Consider the following 24,640-nt stretch of genomic DNA (forward strand, 5'->3'; position numbering starts at 1 on the left):
AATTTATAGAACGGAAATCTTCCAAACCTTAAGTGCTCCGCCAGCAACAACTCTTAGAAAATACATTCCAGCATTTAGCTTGTTTGGTACGGCGTACGTTTTGGTCAGCTCGCCAGCGGCACTTCTTTCGTTTGCTAAGGTTACTACCGTATTGCCCAATAGATCGGTAATAGTTACATTCAGTATAACCTCTCTATCTAAACGCAGGTTGATGTTGATCTGGTCGCTAACCGGATTCGGATAAACTTTTAAAACAGTTAACATTTTACCAGGTTTCGCATTGTTAACGGTAGCCGTTGAGCCAGATGGACTATAGTTGATAGAAGAGGGTTTGTAGTTTGGGATATTTGTTTTGATCTGGGGTGCCTTGCTAGCTACCTTTGCCTTTGGCTTGATGGATAGTTTTGTGGTATCTATTTGTTGGGCAAAAACAGCAGGACCTACCAATACCATCATGCAGATGATGCAAAGGATATTCCAAGAGAGCGATATTTTTAACTTAAAACCCATTTAATGCTCGCAAAAATATAAATAATTAAACAAAAAAATCAAACAATTGGTGTTATAAAACATTATTTAACAATATTTAACACAGCCTTTTTTTATGGAATTTGACACTGAATTGAGATAAATTTCAGATAAAAATCATAAAGGACTTTAATAAATTATTATTTGACTAATTTTGCATCCAAATTTTATAGAAGTGTCAAATCATAAAAACGTTAACGCCTTAACAGCAGGTGGTATTCTAGTGAGTTTGGGTATTGTTTTTGGGGATATCGGTACATCTCCATTGTATACCTTAAAAGCAATCTTTAAAACAGTAAAAGAAACTGGACAGTTTATCAATCCAGACCTGGTTTTAGGGGCGCTATCTTGTGTTATTTGGACATTAACCCTACAAACTACCATCAAATACGTGATCATTACCTTAAGGGCAGATAACAAAGGTGAGGGTGGTATATTTTCGCTTTACTCATTGGTAAGAAAAAAGGCAAAATGGTTGGTTATTCCGGCTATTATTGGGGGAGCGGCACTTTTGGCCGATGGGATCATTACACCAAGCATTACCGTAACCTCTGCTATTGAAGGTCTAAAACTAAAATTCCCTACAGTTTCGGTGCTGCCTATCGTATTGGCCATCATTACTTTATTGTTTGTCATTCAGCAGTTTGGGACAAATTTGGTGGGCCGTTTATTTGGTCCGATCATGTTCTTGTGGTTTGCAGCTTTAGGCGTTGCAGGTTTGGGACAGATTATACACGACCCAACAATTTTTAAAGCACTAAATCCTTATTATGCTATTCATTTATTGGTTACCAATCCAGAGGCATTGGTGATCTTGGGTGGTGTTTTCTTATGTACTACGGGGGCAGAGGCACTTTATAGTGATCTAGGCCATTGTGGGAAGGACAATATCAGGGTAAGCTGGATCTTTGTGAAATTGATGTTGATCTTCAATTACCTTGGGCAAGGGGTTTGGGTATTGAAAAATCCTAATTATATCACTCACGTTGCCAATCCTTTCTTCGAACTGGTGCCGCAGGGTTTGGTATTGTATATGGTGGCATTGGCTACCATGGCGGCTGTAATCGCATCGCAGGCTATGATTTCTGGTTCATTTACCTTGATTTCTGAAGCCGTTCGTTTAAACCTATGGCCTAAAGTAAGGATCAACTATCCTAGTGTGCAAAAGGGGCAATTGTATGTGCCATCCATCAACTGGTTGTTATGGGTTGGCTGTATTATTATCGTACTGATCTTCAAAAAATCAGATAACATGGAGGGGGCCTATGGATTGGCCATCAATCTTACATTTTTAATGACGACCATTTTGGTGGCTGTATTCATGTTAAGGAAAAAATTCCCGAAATACCTAATTGTTTTGTTCGTTATACTTTATGGTGTAATCGAATTGACCTTCTTGGCAGGTAACATGGCCAAATTCATTCATGGTGGATGGGTAACATTGTTGATCAGTTCAGCCCTGTTAAGTGTTATGTGGACTTGGTACAACTCAAGAAAAATCAAAAATCGCTTTGTTAAATATGTAGAAATAGAGGATTATTATACCATTTTAAACGAGTTGAGCAATGATGAGTCGGTGCCAAAATATTCATCACAATTGGTTTACCTAACCAGCGCCAACTTTAAAACAGAGAATCGAATCAAAAATCATCTATTCAATTATACAAAAGGAACCTAAACGTGCAGATGTGTACTGGTTGGTTCACGTAGATGTAATGGACGAGCCTTATACCATGGATTATAAAGTTGAATTCTTAATTCCTGGTAAGTTGATCAGGATTGATTTTAAACTTGGTTTTAGGATTGAGCAAAGGGTTAACCTACTTTACCGTAAAGTGGTAGAAGAGCTGGTTAAAAATGGAGAGGTTGACATTACCAGCCAATATACTTCATTGAACAAGCATAAAATTACTGGTGATTTCCGTTTTGTACTTTTAGAAAAACACCTTTCGAAATTTACAAACCTTAGTTTCTACGAACGCAGTATTATGGATTACTACTTTGTGCTGAAACGTTTGAGTTTATCTGAGGTAAGCAGTTTTGGTCTGGATTCTAGTTATGTAGAAGTAGAAAAAGTACCACTGATCTTTGTTACACCTGATGATATTGAATTGAATAGGTTAGCAGTTTAATCAAGATATATTTGTTAAAAAGGCCTCGATTTTCTTTAAATCGAGGCCTTTTTAATTGAGGTTATATATTTTTAGCTAACAGATTTCTGCGCAATAATGACCAAATCTATCACTTTTGTGCCATCTGTTGTAGGAAAGTCTTTACGAGCTAAACGGATAATCTTTAAATGATTTTTTTCAAGCATAGGAGTTAAATCTTCAGCGAGATAAAAATGCATGAAAACCTCATCCCCGTTACTTCCTTTCCTTAACCCAGATCTGCTATAGTCATCTTCCATGGTACTTAGATAAAATAGACCATTGGGCTTCAATAGTTTTGAAGCATCAGCAATGAGTTGAGCGGTTTCTTCCTTAGACAAATAGGGCAGGCAGAAACCACACATCACCCCATCAAACCTTTGATTGATACTGCTTATCTTCCTACAATCCATTACCCTAAATTCGGCCTGTGGATTATTGGTTTGGGCAAGGGCAACCATGTTGGGAGCCAGGTCAATGCCCAATAAATCAAAATCTGGCCTTTTCCTTAACAGGTGCTGGGTAATGTTACCTGGGCCACAGGCAATCTCCAAGACTTGCGCATTGGGCACATCAATCTTGTCGCAAAAGAAATCAAAAGTATCGCCATACAGACTTACATCCATAAACTTATCCTGGTATTCTTTTGCAAGCTTATCGAAAATGCTTGCCGCAAACTCACTTTTGTCCATGGAGCAATACGTTATATAGGCTAAATCTTACGTTTTATGCAATGCTGGTTAACGGTCTACTGAGAACTGTTAATTCAACTGCTGTTGCCCTAATTTACTATGTTTAAAGCCGTAAGCGAAATAAACGACCAGACCAACAACCAACCAGATGCCAAAGCCAATCCAGTTAGAAATACCCAACTCGCACATCATGTATAAACAGCTGATCAAGCCCAATACAGGAATCAGAGATAAATTTTTTGTAACACAATAGTAAGAGATGATCAAACAGATGAACAAGAAGATCCACATCGGGATTTTATGCTTGAACAACGACCAGCCACTTTCGTACTTTTTGTCGTATTGGATGGCCGATTTGCTCATGAACTCATCATATTGGGCAGGGGTAAGGTTATTTAAATAAGCTTCTGCATCAATTTGTTTACCCTGTAATACAACTGGGCTCGCACTGATCTCGTTTTTAACTGTAGCCAGTTCGGCATCGGTAAGCGATGTAATAAAAGTTACAGGACCATTCACTTTGGTCTCATTGCTAATAAAGGCCATGGTTTCTGTTTTAAAGCTTGTAAAAGCCACGGCAATCGAAGCTATAAAAACAATTGGGATAATAAACTTGGAGTTTACATAAGGATCTTGAATTTTCCTCGCTGTACACCAGGCCTGTTCTGCAATACCAATACTCCAGCACAAACCAATACAAAAGCGAATAATGTACCAATGGAACACAAATCCGTAACGATAGTAAGGTTCATGAAAAGCGAAGGAACTGCGACCACAAAACCTACAACGATGGTTGCGAAAGATGGGGTTTTATACTTAGGGTGTATTTTAGAGAAGGATTTAGGTAAAAGACCATCACGGCTCATGCTCATCCAGATACGTGGTTGGCCCATTTGGAAAACCAAAAGCACACTTGCCATTGCAAAAACGGCACTTACGGCTATGATTCCGCTCATTAATTTAAGGTCGATCTGATCAAAAACGAAGGCCAATGGATCACCCACGGCCAAGGTGTCTGATTTTACAATCCCTGTTAATACCAAGGCAATGGCAACATATAAAATGGTACAGATGATAATGGCCCACATCATCCCCCTAGGTAAGTCTTTTTGTGGGTTTTTACATTCCTCGGCTGTAGTAGATATGGCATCAAAACCGATGTAGGCAAAGAATACAGCCGACACGCCTTTTAAAACACCTGAAACACCATTTGGTGCAAAAGGGTTCCAGTTTTTAGTGTCGATATAAAAAACACCAACCGCCAAAACCAGTAGGATAACCGCAAGTTTAACAACAACCATGGCGTTGCTGGCATTTCTAGATTCCTTCATGCCACGATAAACCAACCAGGTAATAAAGATAATGATACCCAAAGCCGGTAGAATCGGCTACAATATGAAAGTTGCCAATTTGAGGTGCAGATGTCCAAGCATTGTTAGCGATACGTGTTGCATCATCTAAATTGGCCATGCTTTTGCCTGCATTTAACAAAGCCTCGGCATGTTTATGTCCGTTAAAAGCAGTGAGGTAATCCATTGTTGCCCAATCTGGTACATGAATCCCATCAATGCCCAATGCGGGTATTCGGATGGAGGAGAGTAGTCCGGTAAAATAATCTGACCACGAAATGGCTACGGTGATATTCCCGATGGCATATTCCATGATCAACGACCAACCAATGATCCAAGCTACCAATTCTCCAAAAGCTACATAAGAGTACGTATATGCACTACCAGATACAGGCACCATAGAAGCAAACTCTGCATAAGCAAAAGCAGCAAAACTACAAGCAACTGCGGTAAATATGAATAAGAAAATTACTGCAGGACCACCATCTGCGCTGGCTTTACCAATGGTACTAAAAATACCAGCACCTATAATTGCAGCAATACCAAAAGCGGTTAGGTCTCTTACACCTAAAGTTTTATGAAGTGAATCTCCGTGGTCACCATAACCCTTTGCAGCATCTTCTAAAATTTTACTAATGGATTTCTTTCTAAATAGTTTTTCGAACATAAATTGGTTAGTTTGTTCAAACTTAAAAAAATAAGTTTAAAACTACTGTTTCGTGATTCGTTTTGTTACGTTTTTTACTTTTTAAACTGGTATAGGCGATGGCGCAACAAATAACTGGCCGATTGATAATAAGAAATGGCTTCTTTTTCTAAGGCTGGAGCAGATTTAATTGGCGTAGTGGTAAAATTAGTGCTGTCTACATCAAATGCTTCCACTTTTTGTTGAGGAGACAAGATGATTAATTTATTGTCTTTTAGGTAACCGAGGTTTTGGTAGGTGCTGATGAATGCCCTTCGTTGATTTGCCGGGGTATTAAAAATATCAAAACCAAAAAACTTGGATGTATAGCTTACATTAAGCATACCTAGTAAAGTTGGTACAATGTCGATTTGAGAGGTAAGTCCATCAAAGTTGCTCGGTTTAACAATTGATGGGGCGTAGATGATCATCGGAATGCGATAGTTTTTGATAGGCAGTTCCGTTTTTCCAGCACTAGAAGCACAATGGTCGGCTACAATTACAAAAATGGTATTGTTGAACCATGGTTTGTCCTTGCAGTCGTTAATAAATTTTCCAATTGCATAGTCAGTGTATTTTACTGCTCCAGCCCGGTTGGTGTGGGATGGGATGTCTATCCTTCCCTCTGGATAAGTAAATGGACGATGGTTGGAAGTTGTCATCACTTGACTAAAAAATGGTTTTTTCAGTTTGTAATTGGCATCAAAGGTTTTAATGGCCAAGCTAAAAAGGTCTTCGTCTGCAACACCCCAGATGTTCTCGTAATGGATATCTTTTTTATCGGTTATGGCAGAGCGGTCGATCACATCATAACCATTGTTGCTGAAAAAGTAGTTCATATTGTCGAAATAACCATAGCCACCATACAGGTATTGTGTGGTATAACCTTTACTTTTTAATACATTGCCCAATGAAAACCTGCCTTCATTATTCGGTCTTTTTACTTCCGATTGCCCTGGGGTAGGAGGTAAGCTTAATGACAAAGCCTCAAGTCCCCTTACCGTTCTTGTGCCTGTAGCAAATAGATTAGAAAAGAATAAACCGCGATTAGCTAAACTATCCAAATTAGGGGTAATGTGTTCAGTATTGCCAAATCTGGAAAGAAAATCGCCGCTTAAGCTTTCAACACTGATCAATACAAGGTTGTAGTTTTTTTGTGTGCCTGTGTAGGAAACAGTTCTGGTAATCGAGGTCAATGAATCGCTTTGGAATTGGGCATCTACAAAAGTCTTTTTAACGGTATTGAAGATATCGGCTACGGCCTCCGTTCGATAAAACTTGTCGTAATCCAATTGATTGTTGAAAAAGGCAGCGCCAAAATCGTACATGCCATTACCAGAAAGTTCTGAGGCATATTGGTTTGCACTAAACTGTTTGGTTTTATTGCTGCCAAATAAAAATACAAGTACAGGCAAAAGTAAAAGTGGTACAGCAATCAAAGTCCTCCATTTAAAGGTTAAACGGTTGCTGACTTCAGCTTTGATATATTTCTTTGTAGTTAATAAGGTTAGGATACTCAATACGAATATGCCAATCAATAGTTTTACAATTGGATACGACTGCCAGATGTTGCCGATTACTTCTGTGGTATAGATCAGGTAATCGACTGCGATAAAATTATAACGCGTAGAAAATTCATCCCAGAAAAACCACTCAGATACTGCGTTGAATATGAGTATGTTAATGGTTAAAAATACCAGTCCATAAAGAAAAAAACGGTGCCATTTTTTGAAATAGATCTTGTTTGGCATTAACCATAGATACAATACAAATGGTATCAAGAAAAAAGTACTCATTAAAGTATCATTGAATAGGCCAATCAAGAAGATACCTAGAAATTGAAATAGATTGCCATCTAACTGGCCAAACGATTTGATAAAGAGGATTAGTCTGGTTAAAAACGAAACAGAAATAATAAATATGTAGACAATTGCCAATAGCTTAAAGCGCGTGGCCAATAGTTTTTTGAGCATTAGATTTATATTAGGTTGCACGAATGTGCGAAATTAGATTTTAATTCTGAAGAAAATCTGAACTTGTAGGCTCGGTCCTAAAAGAAAAGGGAAACCTATCTCTTAGATTTTCCTTTTAATAGGTAGTTTTTAATGAAAACTTAATCTAATTTATTGAGCTCGTCTTTTACAAAATCGGCCAACTCTTTGATATATGCCGCACTGAAGTCGAACTTGATCCCGGCGGTTTCATAGATCTCGTTCATTGGTTTGGTATAGCCCAAAGCCAAGGCGGCCAGGTATTGGTCTAAAGCTTTACTAGGATTTTCTTTGTAGTTTTTCCAAACAGCAATTGCACCCAGTTGCGCAATGGCATATTCAATATAGTAGAAAGGTACCTCGAACAAGTGTAATTGTTTTTGCCAAAGGTTGCCAAATTGTTGCTCAAAATCTGTCCAATCTGCAAATCCAGCACCAAAACGGGTATAAATCTGTTTAAAGGCAGCTTCTCTGTCTGCTGCATTATGGTCTGGATTGGTGTAGATCCAATGTTGAAACTGGTCGATCACCGCTACCCAAGGCAGGGTTTTCAGTACATCTGCCAATTGTTCTTTTTTAGCTCTGATCAGGTCTTCTTCATTGTCAAAATAAACATCCCAGTTGTCCATAGAGATCAATTCCATACTCATCGAAGCTAGTTCTGCAACTTCAGAAGGGCAGTGCTTAAAATCATTTAACGTTAAGTCGGCAGTTAAAAAAGTATGGATGGCATGGCCACCTTCGTGCACCATTGTAGTAAGGTCTCTTAAAGAATTGGCCGAGTTCATAAAGATAAAAGGAGCACCTGTTTCTGCCAAAGGATAGTTGTATCCACCTGGTGCCTTACCCATCCTGCTTTCTACATCAAAAAGGTTGTTGGCTTTCATTATGGCCAATTTCTCACCTAATGAAGGGTCAATGGCTGTAAAACATTCAATACTTTTGTCAATCAGTTCTTGTCCATTGTTAAATGGTTTTAGCGCTGCTTTGCCTGTGGTGCTTACTTCCATGTCCCAAGGTTTAAGTGTGGTTAAACCTAAAGCAGCCTGTCTTTTTTCGGCTTGTTCTCTTAATACCGGCACTACTTCTTTTTCTATGGCCGTGGCAAAATCGTAACAGTCTTTTGGCGTATAATCAAAACGCCCTAAGGCTTGGAACATGTAATCGCGGTAGTTCTCAAAGCCAGCATTTAAAGCAACTTTATGACGCATGGCAACCAATTCGTCAAACAAGATGTTCAGTTCATCCTTAGCAGTTAAACGACGTTGTTGAATGGTTTCCCATGCATTTTGTCTAACATTACGGTCGGTATCCTTTAAAAAGTTGGCGGCCTGCTCCAAAGTAAACTCTTGGTCGTTGATCTTTACGCTCATGGCTCCGGTAATACCTTGGTATTTCTGTTGGGTAACCTGCAATTGGGTAAAGAGCTCAATATTTTCTTCTCTATAAAGATCCAAGGCTTTTTTTACTGCACGGATATAAACGAAATATTGTGCTTGGTCCAATTGGTCGATGAAAGGACTTTCGCTGAACTTTTTATTCAGTTCATTAGCGATTGGCGAAATCTTAGGTTCAATTTCCGTTGCAAAATATTGGAAATTCTTTACCAGTTCTTCATTTGCCGTATCACAGCTCATTTTAATGTATCTCCAAGCAAAATCTTCTTCAAGCGCAGCTTCCAATTCGCTTTTGTCTTTTAGCCATTGCTCCAGTTCCTGTACAGTATTGATGCTGCGATTTTGTAGCTCGTCCAAAATTGGTGCTAGACTTTCCCATTCCATTTTCAGGTCTTGTGGGATGTAGGTTCTTGGTTTTTTATGAATGGTGAGGTTGTTCATGGGTTTAGAAATTATGTGTTCTTAAAAAGGCATCAACTAAAAAGCAAAGTGCAAATATAACTGAGGCAAATCCGTTGGTGGTAGCAAAGGCTCTATCCACTTTGCTGATGTCTGTTGGCTTAACCAACAAGTGTTGATAGGTAAGCATGGCACAGAAAAAGGCAATGCCGATATAATATACCCAACTAAATTCGGTAAAGAATAAAGGCATAATTACGCATATAGCTGAAAATATATGGAGTACAACTGATAAACGTAAAGCATTTTTGATACCCATTGCTGCGGGGATCGAATGTAGTTTTTCTGCTCTGTCAAAGCCTTCATCCTGTAGGGCATAAATAATATCAAAGCCACTTACCCAAAACAAAACTGCAAAGGAATAAAATAAGGGAACGATATTGAAAGCACCTGTTACCGCGATGTAGGCGCCAATTGGGGCAAGGGCCAAACCTAGTCCCAAAACCAAGTGGCATAAGGCGGTAAACCGTTTGGTATAGCTATAAAACAGCACTACAAACAAGGCAATTGGTGATAGGTAAAGGCACAGGTTGTTGATAAAAGCAGTGGTGATCACAAACAATATGCAATTGACAATGACGAAGGTTAAGGCCTCACTTGCAGAAACCTTGCCCGAAGGGATATCCCGCATTACTGTACGTGGATTTTTGGCATCTATATTTCTGTCCAGGTAACGGTTAAAAGCCATAGCGGCATTTCTGGCAAACACCATACAAAGGATAACCAAGACCAGCAAATACCAATGGAATGGATTTTGAGTGGTAGTTACACCCAAAAAGAAGCCGATCAAGGCAAATGGCATTGCAAATATGGAGTGTGCAAATAATACGAGTGAAAAATATTTTTTCATGCTTAAATTTGAAACAATTGATTGTCTATTGCTAAATTGTTGTGTTAATGATTAACCTGGATTTGAAAACTGTGACTCTACAATTGGCATTACAAAATCTTCATTTACCTCGTGGATAAATTGTAGAACTTGGTCTCTGCCCTGCGCTTTTTCTGCCGAAGTGACAAAAAATGGAGGTACTTCTTCAAACCAACCCAATAGCGCTTTGTTAAATTTGGCCACATTCTGGTCGGTTTTAGGTGCAGATTGTTTATCAGCTTTGGTATACACTAAGGCAAAAGGAATCTGACATTCACCCAACCACGAGCAAAATTCAAGGTCTATTTTTTGAGGTTCTAAACGGCTGTCTATCAATACGAAAACGCATTGTAGGCTTTCTCTTTTGGTAAGATAGTTCCTGATGAATTTCTCCCATTTCTCTCTGCTGCTTTTAGAAACCTTTGCATAACCATAGCCAGGTAGATCTACGATATACCATTTCTCATTGATCAGGAAATGGTTGATCAACTGTGTTTTTCCAGGCTTTTGCGATGTTTTTGCTAAACCTTGTTGGTTGACCAACATGTTGATTAAGGAGGATTTTCCGACATTAGAACGGCCAATAAAGGCATATTCTGGCATATCGGGTGCTGGTAAAGCCGAAACCTTAGTGTTGCTTACAACAAACGTGGCTGATTTTATGATCATGATACAAAGGTAAGAATAAGTTTGGAGAAGATAGTTTGGCGTATTAAAGGTTAACTGTTTAATTGATTGAACTGGTTAGTAGAATTAGATTTGATATGGAAGTAACTAGCCAATTTCGCCATTTAAGCTGCACTGTAATGAATCTGCCTACAACGGTATAACAGTTCTCTGTCGGTTTACCCATACAATTAAACAATTTACCAATTAAACAGTTGTGCATTTTCTCTATCTTTGACCAAGAATTATGAATCAAAAAATAACTCCCTACGCAGGTAATGAAACTAAGAAAGAACAGGTAACTACCATGTTCAATAACATTTCAGGTACTTATGATTTTTTAAACCACTTTCTTTCCTTGGGCATCGATATCATCTGGCGTCGTATGGCCATTAAAGAATTGGCCACAATTCAACCCAAAACAATATTAGATGTTGCAACTGGTACCGGAGATTTCGCTTTTGAATCGATCAGTATCCTTAAGCCCGAAAAAATAATTGGTGTAGACATTTCTGAAGGGATGTTGGAAGTAGCCAAGAAAAAGATCAAGGAACGTAACTTGGGAGATGTGTTTTCGGTTCAACTTGGCGATTCAGAAGGTCTCAACTTTGAGGACAGTACTTTTGATGCCATCACCGTAGCTTTTGGTGTGCGTAACTACGAACATCTGGAAAAAGGATTGTCAGATATGTTAAGGGTTTTAAAACCTGGCGGAAAGATCGTTAATCCTAGAGTTTTCTAAACCACGTGTTTTTCCTGTGAAACAGCTTTATCATTTCTATTTTAAATATGTGACCCCGTTTTTTGGTAAATTGTTTTCAAAAGACAAAAGAGCTTATACTTATTTAAATGAATCGGTAATTGCTTTCCCCGATGGACAAGCATTTACCCAGCTAATGGAAAAAGTTGGATATCAGAATACCAAACACCGTTCTTTAACGTTTGGTATTAGTGCCATTTATACCGGTATCAAATGAAGATAAAACTGACTCTCCTTATTGGTCTGCTATTTGTTTTTGGGAGTACAAAAGCCCAGAACTGGGGTGGTGGCAATGACGATGAAAAGCTGAACTTTGGTTTTACCTTTCAATATGTGGCTGCCGAGTATAAAATCCTGAAAACGGCAAATTGGAGAACACCGTTTACAAATCCAGATAATAATTTGCCATCTACAAGTAACCTGACCTCCGTTTCATCACCGGTTTCTACGGGTTTCGGTATCGGTTTTGTAGTAAATACACGGATGACCAGCAACATCGACCTGCGTTTAACACCCACATTGGTTTTTAACGACCGTAAGATAAATTATACTTATGAAACTGATGAGCCAATCTCGAAAAAGGTTCAGGCAACTATGGTCGAGCTGCCACTTGGCGTAAAGGTAAAATCAGATCGTTTGATGAACTTTAGGGCCTATATGTTGGGTGGTCTGAAATATTCGATGGACATGGCTTCTAAAAAGAAAACAGACGACCTTGATGCGCCAGCACTTCAAAAAAACCTTAAAAACAGCAGGAATTATTTATCCTATGAAGCAGGTATTGGTTTCGACCTTTATTTCGAATGGTTCAAGATGTCTCCAGAATTTAAATTATCCTATTCTTTCAAAGATATAGTTAAGCATGCCGGAAATGCTTTCGATACACCAATTGAAAAAGCAAAGCTCAGACATTTTACTTTCAGCTTATTTTTCGAGTAAGTTCCCCGTTCAAAAAATTATACCTTTGTTACATCAAATAAATTAACAAATGGCTAAAATTGCATTAATTACAGGTGCAAGCTCAGGTATAGGTGAGGCTTGTGCACATCTTTTCGCCCAGCAAGGTTACAACTTGATCTTAATTGGTAGAAGGGAAAACCTTTTAGAAAAAATAGCACATCATTTGGCTGATAAATATGCGGTAGAGGTTAAAAAAATCCAAGCCGATGTGAGGGACAAGGAGAATATCAACTACGTATTGGAAACATTGCCCGCCCAATGGAAAAATGTAGATGTACTGATCAATAATGCAGGACTGAGCCAAGGCCTAGATCCAATAGATAAAGGAAATACCGACGATTGGGATACCATGATCGATACCAATATCAAAGGTTTGTTGTATGTTTCTAAAGTGGTGAGTGGATGGATGGTAGCGCAAAAGAAAGGCCATATCATTAACATTGGTTCTATTGCTGGTAAAGAGGTGTATGCCAATGGTAATGTATATTGTGCAACGAAACATGCGGTTGAAGCATTGAACCAAGGGATGCGCATCGACCTTTTACCTTACGGGATAAAAGTAACAGGTATACATCCAGGTATGGTAGAAACAGAGTTTTCTATTGTACGTTTTAAAGGTGATGAAGGCAGGGCCAAAAAAGTGTATGATGGCTTTGAGCCTTTGGTAGCACAAGACATCGCCGAAGCAATCTGGTTTGCGGTAAGTCGTCCGGCACATGTTAACATCAACGATATGTTGATCATGCCAACTGCACAAGCCACCGCAACAACAGTAAAAAGAGACTAACAGTTAACTGTTTAAATAGAAAAATTGTCAAGTGCAATTAACCAGTTCAAACGATTAACCGATTAAACAAAAAAAGAAGATGATAGCAAATACAATAGATCAAGAGATAAAACAAGCCATGTTGGCCAAAGATCAGGCTAAACTAAGAGGTTTAAGAGCAATTAAAGCAGCCTTGCTGCTGGCAAAAACCGAAAAAGGACATGCAGAAGATATCAGTGAAGAAGCAGAAGATCAAAATCCTTCAGAAACTGGTAAAACAACGTAAAGAATCTGCAACCATCTATAAAGAACAAGGTCGCGAAGATTTATATAATGTAGAGCAAGAGGAAATAGATGTAATCAGTCAATTTTTACCTCAACAGCTAGATAAAGCTGCCATTGAACAGGTTGTAGCTAAGATCATTGCCGAATCTGGGGCCACTAGTGTGAAAGAAATGGGTAAGGTAATGGGTTTGGCCAACAAAGAACTGGCCGGAAAAGCTGATGGAAAATTGATTGGCGAGATTGTAAAATCACAATTGGCTTAAATCTGTTGTTGCATTAGTAATGTACTTTTTTGGAAAAATATTTAGATTATTTACCGTAATTTAATTTTACTCTATTAACTTAGTAGCACTTACTATACAATTAATACCATATATGGAATACGAAGTAATTGAAGAAGAGGGGTTTAAATTCATAGAGGCGGGCCAAGGTGAAACGCTAATATTACTTCATGGATTAATGGGCGAGCTAAGTAACTGGGAACCAGTACTTGATCATTTTAAGGCCAATTATCACGTGGTAGTGCCTATATTGCCAATCTACGAATTGCCTATCCTTACGCTGGGTGTAAAAAGCTTATCTAAATACATACACCGCTTTATGAAGTTCAAAAAGCTAAATCAGGCGGTTTTGGTCGGAAATTCATTAGGAGGCCATGTAGGCTTGGTTTTTACGGTTGCACATCAGGAGTTTGTAAAAGCATTGGTATTAACAGGTAGTTCTGGCCTATATGAAAACGCTTTCGGAGGGTCATTTCCAAGAAGAGAGAGTTACGACTACATTAGGGAAAAGGTTGAATTTACATTTTATGATCCAGCAACGGCAACAAAAGAGTTGGTGGATGAGGTGTTCAAATCTGTTAACGACCGCTCAAGGGTGATCCGCATTTTAGCGCTTGCAAAATCTGCCATCCGTCATAACATGAACAAAGAGCTTTCAAGGATTACTATTCCAGTTTCTTTGATCTGGGGTAAACAAGACAAAATTACACCTCCAGATGTTGCTGTTGAGTTTCATGAGCTTTTGCCAAATTCAGAATTGAATTGGGTAGATAAATGCGGGCATGCACCGATGATGGAGAGACCGACAGAATTTAACGAATACCTTGACAAATTTTTAAATAGGATTTTACTTAAATAGATGCTAGCAGGAGAACTCATATCCAATATAATTCCAACGCTAAAGACTTCTGATACGGTACAGAAAGCTTTGGAAAGGATGAGTGAGTTTAAACTTTACCATTTGCCCATTGTAAATGAGGCCCAGTTTTTAGGTCTGGTGGCTGAAGATGAATTGATTGAAATAAGAGACCAGGCTACTCCAATTGGAAGTTTATCCTTATCGATCTTAAATCCATTTGTTTTTGAAAATGCCCATATTTACGATGTGGTGCGTCTTTTTAATCAATTGCAACTCTCATTGGTGCCTGTTTTAGATATGAATAAGAATTACCTGGGTGTAGTTTCTATCCATAATCTTTTAGCCTATACTGCAGACATGTATGCCCTGAAAGAGCCAGGTGGGATATTGTTTTAAGATCAGCAATAGAAACAACTCTTTGGCACACATGGCGCAGATCGTAGAGGCAGACAATGCCCAGTACTCTCGTCCTATGTAAGTTCATTTGCCGATTCTACCAAACTGGAAGTTACCTTAAAGATAAATAAAACAGAATTATCAAGTATTATCGCTTCTTTTGAACGCTATAGTTACGAAGTCAAAGCTGTTTTTAACAATTCACAAAACGATGATGGTTCAGCAGATCGATTTAATTCTTTCATGAACTATCTAAACGTATAATACCTACATGAGAATAGCAATCTACGGTAGAGATTTTAATGATAGTGTTTTGCCCTTTGTACAAGAAGTGTTCGATGCATTGGCCAAACAACAAGTTACGGTCTTGGTCTATCTTAAGTTTTATAATTTTATCAAAGCCAAGGTCAAGCTTCCTGCAAATATCACTACGTTTTCTACACATGCAGAATTACTGACCGAAGTAGACGTGCTCTTGAGCTTAGGTGGTGATGGCACTTTATTGGATACCTTATCATTGATTCGTGATTCTCAAATTCCGGTAATAGGGATCAATTTTGGACGATTGGGCTTTTTGGCCAGTATCAACAAGAACGAAATCAATACTGCGATCGAAGCCTTGGTAAAAGGAGCATATTCATTAGATAAAAGAAGTATCCTGAATTTCGAATCTCAGAATTCGTTATTTGGCGATGAAAACTTTGCACTGAACGATATCACCATCCACAGAAGAGACAACTCGGCGATGATCATGATCCATGCCTATATGAATGGAGAGTTCATCAACTCTTACTGGGCTGATGGGTTGATCATCGCTACCCCAACGGGTTCTACGGCTTATTCCTTAAGTTGTGGTGGTCCGATCATCTTGCCAAATGCACAGAACTTTGTGATCACACCAATTGCACCCCATAATTTGAATGTGAGACCGATCATTGTTCCAGATGATGTGAAGCTCACTTTCGAAATTGAGGCCAGAAGTACCAAGTTCTTGGTTTCTTGTGATTCTAGGACGGAAACCGTTGATCGATCAGTTAAGATCAATATCAACAAAGCAAATTTTAATGTTAATCTGCTTCGCCTTAACAATGAAAGTTATTTAACTACGTTAAGGAATAAATTACTTTGGGGCATAGATACCCGTAACTATTAAAATGCGATACAAAAAACTAGTCTTATCCCTTCTTTTCTTTTTTGGCTTGCTTTCAACTGTTTCTGCCCAAAGGGCCGAAGTAGGTATTGATGCGGGAGGCGCTGGATATATGGGAGACCTAAATGTAAACAACCCTTTAAAGATCAGTGGGATTTCTGCAGGTATATTTGCCAAAATAAATTTTGATCCTTATTGGGGTCTGGGTTTATACTATACATATGGTAGCGTTAAAGCCAATGACCTAAGTTCTTCCAATGCTGATCTGAGAAAAAGAGGACTGAATTTTAAATCCAATCTTCACGAAATCTCGATACTTACGGAGCTGAATTTCTTTGATATCTACTCGCCTGTTGCCAAAAAAAGATTTACACCATTTATTTTTGCAGGTATTGGTGGATTTATATTTAATCCAAAGGCAAATTATGGGGGAGGAGATGCAACCCTGAGGATTTATAGAACAGAGGGCCCGCTAGAACAATATAAAAATTACGCCATCACCGTTCCTTATGGGGCTGGCGCAAAATACAGGTTGACAGAAAACCTGACCTTATTTTCTAAGATTGGTTACCGCACTGCGTTTACAGATCATTTAGATGATGTGAGTGGGGTTTATCCGGCAGCAAACTCCTGGAAAGGCGATCCACCTAATCAGGCAGCTTATAGTTATTTTTTATCAGATCCTCACAAGATCCTACAAAAGTAGGTACCCAAAGAGGCGATTTTAGAAAAAGAGATACATACATGTTTGTAAGTATTGGGATATCTTATACCTTTGTGAGCCAAAAATGCTTTACTTTTTAGAGCATTACTTAAATATTAATGGGATTTAAAGAACAAATAGACACCACACGCTTACCAGAGCATATTGCGATCATTATGGATGGCAATGGTAGATGGGCAAAAAATCAAGGTAAATTTCGGGTTTTCGGTCATGAGAGTGGTGTGCTTTCTGTAAAAGATATTGTAGAAGGCTGTGTAGATATTGGGATAAAATACCTGACCGTTTATGCTTTTTCTACCGAAAATTGGAACAGACCTATCGAAGAAGTGAATGCTTTAATGGAATTGTTGATTTCGACCATTAATCAAGAAGCCGAAACACTTAATAAAAATAACGTAAGATTGAACGCCATTGGCGATTTAAAATCATTGCCACAGAAATGTATTGATGATTTGGCCAATGTGATGGACATCACAAGTAAGAATACCAAATGTACCTTAACATTGGCCTTAAGTTATAGTGCCAAATGGGAAATATTGGAAGCCGCCAAAAGACTGGCCCAACAAGTACAAGAGCAGAAAATAACTTTAGAAGAGATCAATGAAGATATTTTTGCTTCCCAATTAACAACTGCTCAAATGCCAGATCCAGAGTTAATGATCCGCACAAGTGGCGAGCATAGAGTAAGCAACTTCCTGTTATGGCAAATTGCTTATACCGAATTGTATTTTACCGAAACCTTATGGCCAGACTTTAGAAGAGAAGATCTTTTTGAAGCCATTGTAGATTATCAAAAACGCGAACGTCGCTTTGGAAAAATTAGTGAACAACTGAACTAATTTTACTTTTAACACTTTTTAACAGGTGTTTAAATTAACTTAGCAACGTTTTTTAAATTGTAAATGAAAAGAATATACCAACTTATATTTCTGCTATTGATGGGTTTACCAGCAATAGCTCAGATCGTCCACAGCCTGCTGCTGCAAGCTTAAAAGTAAATGGCTTAGACCTTGATTATTTTAGTCCAAAAGAATATGTAATTGGTGGAACAACATTAACAGGTACCAAATACCTTGATAAAGAAACGATCATCATCTTATCTAAACTGATCAAAGGTGAGCGCGTAACTTTGCCTGGAGAAGTAACTGCAAGTGCAATCAAAAATCTTTGGGCACAAGGCTTGTTTGATGACGTACGATTAAACGTAGATAGAATTGTAGGTGATAGCGTGTTTTTTGATATTGAGGTAGTAGAACGTCCGCGATTAACGGCTTTTGAAATCCTTGGCGTTGGTAAATCTCAAAAAACTGATATCAGCGAAAAGCTTGCTGATAAAGCAGGGAAGACAATTGTAAACGATAACCTTTACAATACCACTAGTGCGATTGTTAAAAAATACATGTTGGATAAAGGATATTTCTTTACCAAAATCGAGTATGTATCAAAACCAGATCCTAATGCAGAAAACAGTGTTATTTTACAAGTTAATGTCAACAAGGGCAAACGTGTAAAAGTACACGAAATCAATTTTGAAGGAAATAAGGACTTTAAATCAGCAAAACTGAGAAAATACCTTAAAAAGACCAAACAACAAGCATTTTATAAGGTTTTTGGTAGTGGTAAGTTTAGCAAGGAAAAGTACGAAGAAGATAAAGTAAAGCTGATCGCCAAAATGCAGGAGAAGGGCTATAGAGATGCAGCAATATTAAAAGATAGCATTTATCAATATAGCGACAAGGCCATTGGCATTAAAATAAATATACACGAAGGCCCTAAATATTACTTTGGTAACATCAGTTGGGTTGGAAATGCAAAATACGGCACACCAACCTTAGAAAAGATTTTTGGGATAGAAAAAGGCCAGATCTTTAGTGAAGAAAAATTAGAAGCCAAGCTACGTGGAAGTGCAGACGGTAGTGATGTATCAAGTCTATACCTGAATGATGGTTACTTAACATTCAATATTGATCCTGTACAGACCAAGATCCATAACGATACTGTAGATATTGAGATGCGTATCTACGAAGGCCCACAATATACCAACAACAAAATCAGCATCATCGGTAACACAATTACCAATGATAGGGTTGTATTGCGTGAAATCCGTACTAAACCGGGAGAAAAATTCTCTAAAGCGGATCTAGTTAGAAGTGTACGTGAGATTGGACAATTAGGAAATTTTGATGAATCGAAAACCAACCCTATTCCTAAGCCTAACGTAGCTGATGGTACTGTGGATATCGAATATCATGTAGAAGAAAAACCTTCAGATCAGATTGAATTGTCGGGTGGTTTTGGTGGTGGCCGTGTAATTGGTACATTGGGTCTAACCTTTAATAACTTCTCATTAAGAAATATATTTAATGGCAATGCCTATAAGCCACTTCCAAAAGGTGATGGACAGAAATTAAGTTTACGTGGACAGACGAATGGTAAATATTATCAATCTTATAGTTTCTCTTTCTCTGAACCATGGTTTGGAGGTAAAAAACCAGTAAGTTTTGGGGTAAGTGCATTTACTTCATTGCAATCTAATGCGCTACCATCTGCAGACTCCCAATGCTTATAAGATTCGTTTAAATGGTGTTTCATTTAGCTTAGGTAGAAAACTGAAATGGCCAGACAACTGGTTCTCTTTGGTACATACTATTAACTTGAACCAATACATCTTGAATAACTACAGAGGATATCTGTTCAGTACTGGTACATCGTACAACTTAAACTTGACCCAAGAAATTGCAAGGGATTCAAGAAACCATAACATTTTCCCAACTGGTGGTTCTTATATCAAGTTTACGATACAGGCTACACCTCCTTATTCGTTGTTGAATAATGTAAACTATGCAATAGCTTCAGATAAACAACGTTATAAGTTTACTGAGTACCATAAATGGAAATTTGAATCGCAATGGTTCCAAACCATAACAGGTAAATTGGTTTTAAAAGCGCAAGCGCAATTTGGTTTCTTAGGCTCGTATAACAGTGCCGTAGGCCAATCAGCCTTTGAGCGTTTTAAATTAGGGGGAGATGGTATGCAAGGATTTGATTTCTTACAAGGTTCAGAATTGATCGCCATGCGTGGTTATTCTAACAACTCGGTTGTTCCGGTAGGTGCCAACATTAACAATGCACAAACTTCTGGTAGCCCGATCTTTACCAAATATGTAATGGAGTTAAGATATCCGGTAATCAACTCACAACAAGCAACAGCCTTTGTAACTGCTTTTGCCGAGGGTGGTAATACTTGGAATAAGTTTAGCGATTACAATCCATTCAACGTAAGACGTTCATTAGGTATTGGAGCAAAGATATTTTTACCGATATTTGGATTGTTGGGAATTGATTATGGTTACGGATTTGATAAGATACCAGGTATTCCTGACGCCAACAAAGGTCAGTTCCACTTTAGTATTGCACAACAATTGGGTGGATTTAATTAATTTTGCTGTATTAAAAACAAGGTCAGGTCAATGAAAAAATACATATTAGCTAGCTTTTTGCTCTTAATCGGATTAGGTGCATCTGCACAGAAATTTGCTTATGTAGATACAGAATATATCTTAAAGCATTTGCCAGAATACAAATCATCATTAACACAGATTGATGGCATGTCTCAACAATATCAGAAACAAGTTGACGACAGTTTTATGGAAATAGATAAAATGTATAAAGCTTATCAGGCCGATCAGGTATTGTTAACGGATGATATGCGTAAGCGTAGAGAAAACGATATCATTGAAAAAGAGAAAAAAGCAAAAGAACTACAGCGTCTAAAATTTGGTCCTGAAGGAGAACTTTTCCAGATGCGTACCAAGTTGTTAAAACCAATCCAAGAGAAAATAGCAACTACCATTGCAGAAACCGCAAAAGGTAAGTTTATTGATTTTGTATTCGATAAAAGTAGTGAATCGACGATGATGATCTATGCCAGTAGCAATTACGACATCAGTAATGATGTGATTATTAAATTGGGTTATAAACCTGGCACCCTTGTTAAATAAGATAAATAAAATATAAAACAATTATTAAGTAAATAGAAAAATGAGAAAGTTAATTAACGTATTTTTTGTTGCGGCTGGATTAATGCTAATGACAAATGTTGCCAGTGCTCAACAAAAATTCGGGCACCTAAATACCGATGAGATCTATGCTACAATGCCAGAAGCAAAAACAGCACAGACTGCTTTAGAAACCTTTGCAAAAAAATTGCAAGGCGACTTGGAGAAAATGAATCAAGAGTTGGCAACCAAATACAAAGCTGCACAAGAGAAACAAAAAACTTTGAGCGAAGCCAATAAAGAAGTAGTTGGTAAAGAATTGCAAGCTGCTGATATCGAATTGCAAGATCTTCAAAAAAGAATTCAAGATGCTACCACTAAAGGTAACGAAGCTGTAGAAGCTAAAAGAAACGAATTGTTTCCACCAGTTGGTCAAAAATTAAGTAACGCAGTGAATGCTGTAGCTAAAGAAAAAGGATTAGCTTACGTTTTTGATATTTCTCCGTCTCAAGGTTTCAACAACCTACTTTATTTTGATGGTGGAGAAGACATTACTGCTGCAGTAAAAACCAAATTAGGTATCTCTGCAACAACGCCAGCGCCTGCTGCTGCAAAACCAGGAGCTGCTAAGCCTAAACAATAATTAAGATAATAATTAATATCTTGCGGAATTAAGTTGAATACTTAATTCCGCTTTTTTTTGCAATGGATAATCAATTTTCAATAGGTGTTTTCGATTCTGGTTTTGGAGGATTAACGGTATTTAAGTCTATCACCGAAAAACTGCCACAATACGATTATATTTATTTAGGAGATAATGCACGTTCTCCTTATGGCGACCATTCTTTTGAAACGGTGTATAAGTATACATTAGAATGTGTAGAATGGCTGTTTGCTAAAGGTTGTCCATTGGTGATTTTAGCCTGCAATACAGCTTCAGCAAAGGCGTTGAGGAATATCCAGCAGTTAGACCTACCTAAAAAATATCCAACTAATCGGGTATTGGGTGTAATCAGGCCTACTGCCGAAATCATTGGCAATTATACCAAAACCCAACAAGTTGGTGTAATGGGCACAAGGGGGACAATAAATTCCAATTCCTATCCCATAAGATCAACCACTTTTATCCAGAAATAGAGGTACATCAGCAAAGTTGCCCAATGTGGGTGCCATTGATCGAAAATGGAGAACATACACAGGCAGGAGCAGACTATTTTGTAGATCAATATATCCAACAGTTACTTCAACAATCAGATCAAATAGACTGTATTTTGCTGGCCTGTACGCATTACCCGTTGCTGATCCCAAAGATCGAGCAATACCTGCCCAAAAATATCCAGTTGTTGGCGCAGGGTGATATTGTTGCCAATAGCTTGGTAGATTATTTAAAAAGACATCCAGAAATGGAAAGCCAATTGGCAAAAAATTCAGAAAGAACTTTTTACACTTCTGGCGATGTGGCAACTTTTGATGCCCATGCTTCATTATTCCTTGGCCAAGCGCTAAGTTCCTTCAAAATGTAGTAATATTAAGGCTAGTGTCTCAACTGTTTTAATATTAGCTTGTTATCCTCATTTAAATCACAATTCAACATGCATTTATCAGGTTATGGTAATTTGATGATAAAACTTGCATTTTCTGTTAGGTAGTAGTTAGATAAAACGGTAAATTTGCGGCTCAATCATAATCAATGAGTCGATCAGATCAAACACGAATGCGGGATAGCCTTTATCCGATTGTTAAAACCTCTGTCATACTACCAAGAAAAATACGGTACTGCACTTTACGGCCTCAACAAATTGTATTTGTTGATGGAAAAACAGCACAACCGCGGACAGGACGGAGCAGGTATTGCAACCATTAAATTAGACATGAAACCAGGTAGCCGCTACATTAGCCGTTACCGTTCTATGGCGCAAAATGCAGTTGCAGATATTTTTGGGTATGTACAAAACAAGTTTGTAGATATCCAAAATGAAACACCGGAGCTGATGAAAGATACCGAATACCTGAAACAAAACGTAAGCTTTATCGGCGAGGTTTTATTAGGGCATTTGCGTTATGGTACACATGGTAAAAACAGCATCGAAAATTGCCACCCTTTCTTGCGCCAGAACAACTGGATGACCAGAAACTTGGTAATCGCCGGTAACTTTAACATGACCAATGTGGACGAGCTGTTAGAGCAATTGTACGAGCTTGGACAACATCCAAAAGAAAAAGCAGATACCGTTACGGTATTGGAAAAAATCGGTCACTTTTTAGATGATGAGAACCAAGAATTATTTGATGCCTACAAAAAAGAAGGCTTAAATAATGTGGATATCACCCATAAGATTTCTGACAACCTAAACATTGCAAACATACTTCGTCGTTCGGCCAAAAACTGGGATGGCGGTTATACCATTTCTGGTATTGTGGGTAATGGAGATGCATTTGTACTACGCGATCCTTCGGGTATCCGTCCGGCATTTTATTATGCAGACGATGAGATCGTAGTGGCAGCATCAGAAAGACCGGCAATCCAAACGGCATTTAATGTACAGATCAAAGAAGTTAAGGAAATAGAACCTGGCCATGCCTTGATCGTTAAAAAAGATGGTACAGTAACCCAAGAAATGTACCGTGAACCTGCAGAGAAAAGAGCTTGTTCATTTGAGCGTATCTATTTTTCGAGAGGTAGCGATGCAGATATTTATAAAGAGCGTAAAAAATTAGGACATTTATTAATTCCTCAGGTTTTATCAGCTGTAAATAAAGATTTAAAAAACACGGTTTTCTCTTTCATCCCTAATACCGCCGAAGTTTCATTTTATGGCATGGTAGAGGGTTTACACGAGCATGTACGTGAAGTTCAAAAAGATGCTTTGCTTAACCGCAAAGAGCAATTGAACGATGAGGACCTGAACGAATTACTGTCCATGTCGCCAAGGGTAGAGAAGTTGGCCATCAAAGATGTGAAGCTCCGTACCTTTATTACCCAGGATGCAGACCGAGGCGAAATGGTTGCCCATGTTTACGATACTACTTATGGTGTGATCAAAAACCATACAGATACGCTGATTGCGGTTGACGATTCTATCGTACGTGGCACCACCTTGAAACAAAGTATCATCAAGATTGATCGATAGGTTACACCCTAAAAAGATCATCATTGTTTCTTCGGCACCACAAATCCGTTATCCAGATTGTTACGGTATCGATATGTCTAAAATGGGACAATTTGTAGCTTTTGATGCAGCTGTTCAGTTGTTAAAAGAAAGAGGTTTGGAGCACATTATAGAAGAGGTTTACCAAAAATGTAAAGCTTCCCTTTTGTTGCCCAAAGAAGAGATGATCAATCATGTGAAAGAATCTACAAACCGTTTAAACAACAAGAAATTTCAGATCAGATTGCAAAGATCATTACGCCAGCTGGCACAGTAGCAGAGGTGGAAGTGATTTATCAAACTTTAGAAAACCTGCATTTGGCATGTCCAGATCATACAGGAGATTGGTATTTCTCTGGAAATTATCCAACACCTGGAGGAAATAAAGTAGTGAACAAGGCTTTTGTAAACTGGAGAGAAGGAAATAATCAAAGAGCTTATTAAAAAAGACTTTGCTGGTCCATCCAGAAATTTATAGGATACATTGAAAGGGCGAAAAATTAGTTTTTCGCCCTTTTATTTTTTTA

General features: G+C 38.2%; 17 protein-coding genes and 6 pseudogenes. 16 read left to right on the plus strand and 7 right to left on the minus strand.

Annotated features, from left to right (window positions below):
* Positions 1–3: 3 nt before the first annotated feature.
* Entirely contained in the window at positions 4–510 is a 507-nt protein-coding gene (locus tag ACFJIZ_RS22375; protein WP_379089325.1) for a T9SS type A sorting domain-containing protein, read from the minus strand.
* A 193-nt stretch (positions 511–703) separates the two neighbouring features.
* On the opposite strand from ACFJIZ_RS22375, the pseudogene ACFJIZ_RS22380 reads away from it, so the two are divergent.
* Positions 704–2,660 (plus strand): annotated as a pseudogene (locus tag ACFJIZ_RS22380) (KUP/HAK/KT family potassium transporter).
* Between the two features lie 71 nt (positions 2,661–2,731).
* Here ACFJIZ_RS22380 and ACFJIZ_RS22385 read toward each other — a convergent pair.
* The 6 genes and pseudogenes from ACFJIZ_RS22385 to yihA form a co-directional block, all read right to left on the minus strand.
* Positions 2,732–3,370, minus strand: coding sequence for a class I SAM-dependent methyltransferase (locus ACFJIZ_RS22385; protein ID WP_379089327.1), 639 nt, complete (start codon positions 3,368–3,370; stop codon positions 2,732–2,734).
* A 69-nt stretch (positions 3,371–3,439) separates the two neighbouring features.
* Positions 3,440–5,386 (minus strand): annotated as a pseudogene (locus ACFJIZ_RS22390) (amino acid permease).
* 74 nt (positions 5,387–5,460) lie between these two features.
* Positions 5,461–7,377, minus strand: coding sequence for an LTA synthase family protein (locus tag ACFJIZ_RS22395; RefSeq protein ID WP_379089329.1), 1,917 nt, complete (start codon positions 7,375–7,377; stop codon positions 5,461–5,463).
* A gap of 140 nt (positions 7,378–7,517) precedes the next feature.
* On the minus strand, positions 7,518–9,233 hold the full coding sequence (locus tag ACFJIZ_RS22400) for a M3 family oligoendopeptidase (protein WP_379089331.1): 1,716 nt from the start codon (positions 9,231–9,233) through the stop codon (positions 7,518–7,520).
* A 4-nt stretch (positions 9,234–9,237) separates the two neighbouring features.
* Positions 9,238–10,101 carry a UbiA-like polyprenyltransferase gene (locus tag ACFJIZ_RS22405; protein WP_379089333.1) on the minus strand — a complete coding sequence of 288 codons (864 nt, stop codon included), beginning with the start codon at positions 10,099–10,101 and terminating at the stop codon, positions 9,238–9,240.
* A gap of 51 nt (positions 10,102–10,152) precedes the next feature.
* Positions 10,153–10,788, minus strand: a complete 636-nt coding sequence (gene yihA, locus ACFJIZ_RS22410) for a ribosome biogenesis GTP-binding protein YihA/YsxC (protein ID WP_379089336.1) — start codon at positions 10,786–10,788, stop codon at positions 10,153–10,155.
* Positions 10,789–11,032: 244 nt separating this feature from the next.
* Between yihA and ubiE the strand changes: the two are divergent.
* The 15 genes and pseudogenes from ubiE (at position 11,033) to ACFJIZ_RS22485 (ending at position 24,557) form a co-directional block, all read left to right on the plus strand.
* Positions 11,033–11,762 (plus strand): annotated as a pseudogene (gene ubiE, locus ACFJIZ_RS22415) (bifunctional demethylmenaquinone methyltransferase/2-methoxy-6-polyprenyl-1,4-benzoquinol methylase UbiE).
* On the plus strand, positions 11,759–12,484 hold the full coding sequence (locus tag ACFJIZ_RS22420; RefSeq protein WP_379089339.1) for an outer membrane beta-barrel protein: 726 nt from the start codon (positions 11,759–11,761) through the stop codon (positions 12,482–12,484). The pseudogene ubiE and the gene ACFJIZ_RS22420 overlap by 4 nt, the downstream one beginning before the upstream one ends.
* Positions 12,485–12,533: 49 nt before the next feature.
* Positions 12,534–13,292, plus strand: coding sequence for an SDR family NAD(P)-dependent oxidoreductase (locus ACFJIZ_RS22425; protein WP_379089341.1), 759 nt, complete (start codon positions 12,534–12,536; stop codon positions 13,290–13,292).
* A gap of 79 nt (positions 13,293–13,371) precedes the next feature.
* Positions 13,372–13,819: pseudogene (locus ACFJIZ_RS22430) on the plus strand (GatB/YqeY domain-containing protein).
* Positions 13,820–13,931: 112 nt separating this feature from the next.
* Positions 13,932–14,696 (plus strand): alpha/beta fold hydrolase, encoded by a 765-nt coding sequence (locus ACFJIZ_RS22435; protein ID WP_379089343.1) that lies wholly within the window; start codon positions 13,932–13,934, stop codon positions 14,694–14,696.
* On the plus strand, positions 14,697–15,092 hold the full coding sequence (locus ACFJIZ_RS22440) for a CBS domain-containing protein (RefSeq protein WP_379089346.1): 396 nt from the start codon (positions 14,697–14,699) through the stop codon (positions 15,090–15,092).
* A gap of 271 nt (positions 15,093–15,363) precedes the next feature.
* Positions 15,364–16,245, plus strand: a complete 882-nt coding sequence (locus ACFJIZ_RS22445) for an NAD kinase (RefSeq protein WP_379089348.1) — start codon at positions 15,364–15,366, stop codon at positions 16,243–16,245.
* 1 nt (position 16,246) lies between these two features.
* Positions 16,247–16,948, plus strand: coding sequence for a DUF6089 family protein (locus ACFJIZ_RS22450; protein WP_379089350.1), 702 nt, complete (start codon positions 16,247–16,249; stop codon positions 16,946–16,948).
* Positions 16,949–17,064: 116 nt separating this feature from the next.
* Positions 17,065–17,805 (plus strand): isoprenyl transferase, encoded by a 741-nt coding sequence (locus ACFJIZ_RS22455; protein ID WP_379089353.1) that lies wholly within the window; start codon positions 17,065–17,067, stop codon positions 17,803–17,805.
* A gap of 290 nt (positions 17,806–18,095) precedes the next feature.
* On the plus strand, positions 18,096–19,535 hold the full coding sequence (locus ACFJIZ_RS22460; RefSeq protein WP_379089356.1) for an outer membrane protein assembly factor: 1,440 nt from the start codon (positions 18,096–18,098) through the stop codon (positions 19,533–19,535).
* Positions 19,501–20,406: a BamA/TamA family outer membrane protein gene (locus ACFJIZ_RS22465; RefSeq protein WP_379089359.1), complete on the plus strand. Its 906-nt coding sequence runs from the start codon at positions 19,501–19,503 to the stop codon at positions 20,404–20,406. Before ACFJIZ_RS22460 ends, ACFJIZ_RS22465 begins: the two co-directional genes overlap by 35 nt.
* 30 nt (positions 20,407–20,436) lie before the next feature.
* Positions 20,437–20,967, plus strand: a complete 531-nt coding sequence (locus tag ACFJIZ_RS22470; RefSeq protein WP_379089362.1) for an OmpH family outer membrane protein — start codon at positions 20,437–20,439, stop codon at positions 20,965–20,967.
* A gap of 40 nt (positions 20,968–21,007) precedes the next feature.
* Positions 21,008–21,607, plus strand: a complete 600-nt coding sequence (locus ACFJIZ_RS22475; RefSeq protein ID WP_379089365.1) for an OmpH family outer membrane protein — start codon at positions 21,008–21,010, stop codon at positions 21,605–21,607.
* A 62-nt stretch (positions 21,608–21,669) separates the two neighbouring features.
* A pseudogene (gene murI, locus ACFJIZ_RS22480) lies at positions 21,670–22,487 on the plus strand (glutamate racemase).
* Positions 22,488–22,667: 180 nt separating this feature from the next.
* Positions 22,668–24,557 (plus strand): annotated as a pseudogene (locus ACFJIZ_RS22485) (amidophosphoribosyltransferase).
* Positions 24,558–24,640: the final 83 nt, after the last annotated feature.

Source organism: Pedobacter sp. UC225_65 (assembly GCF_042698365.1).
GTDB lineage: Bacteria > Bacteroidota > Bacteroidia > Sphingobacteriales > Sphingobacteriaceae > Pedobacter.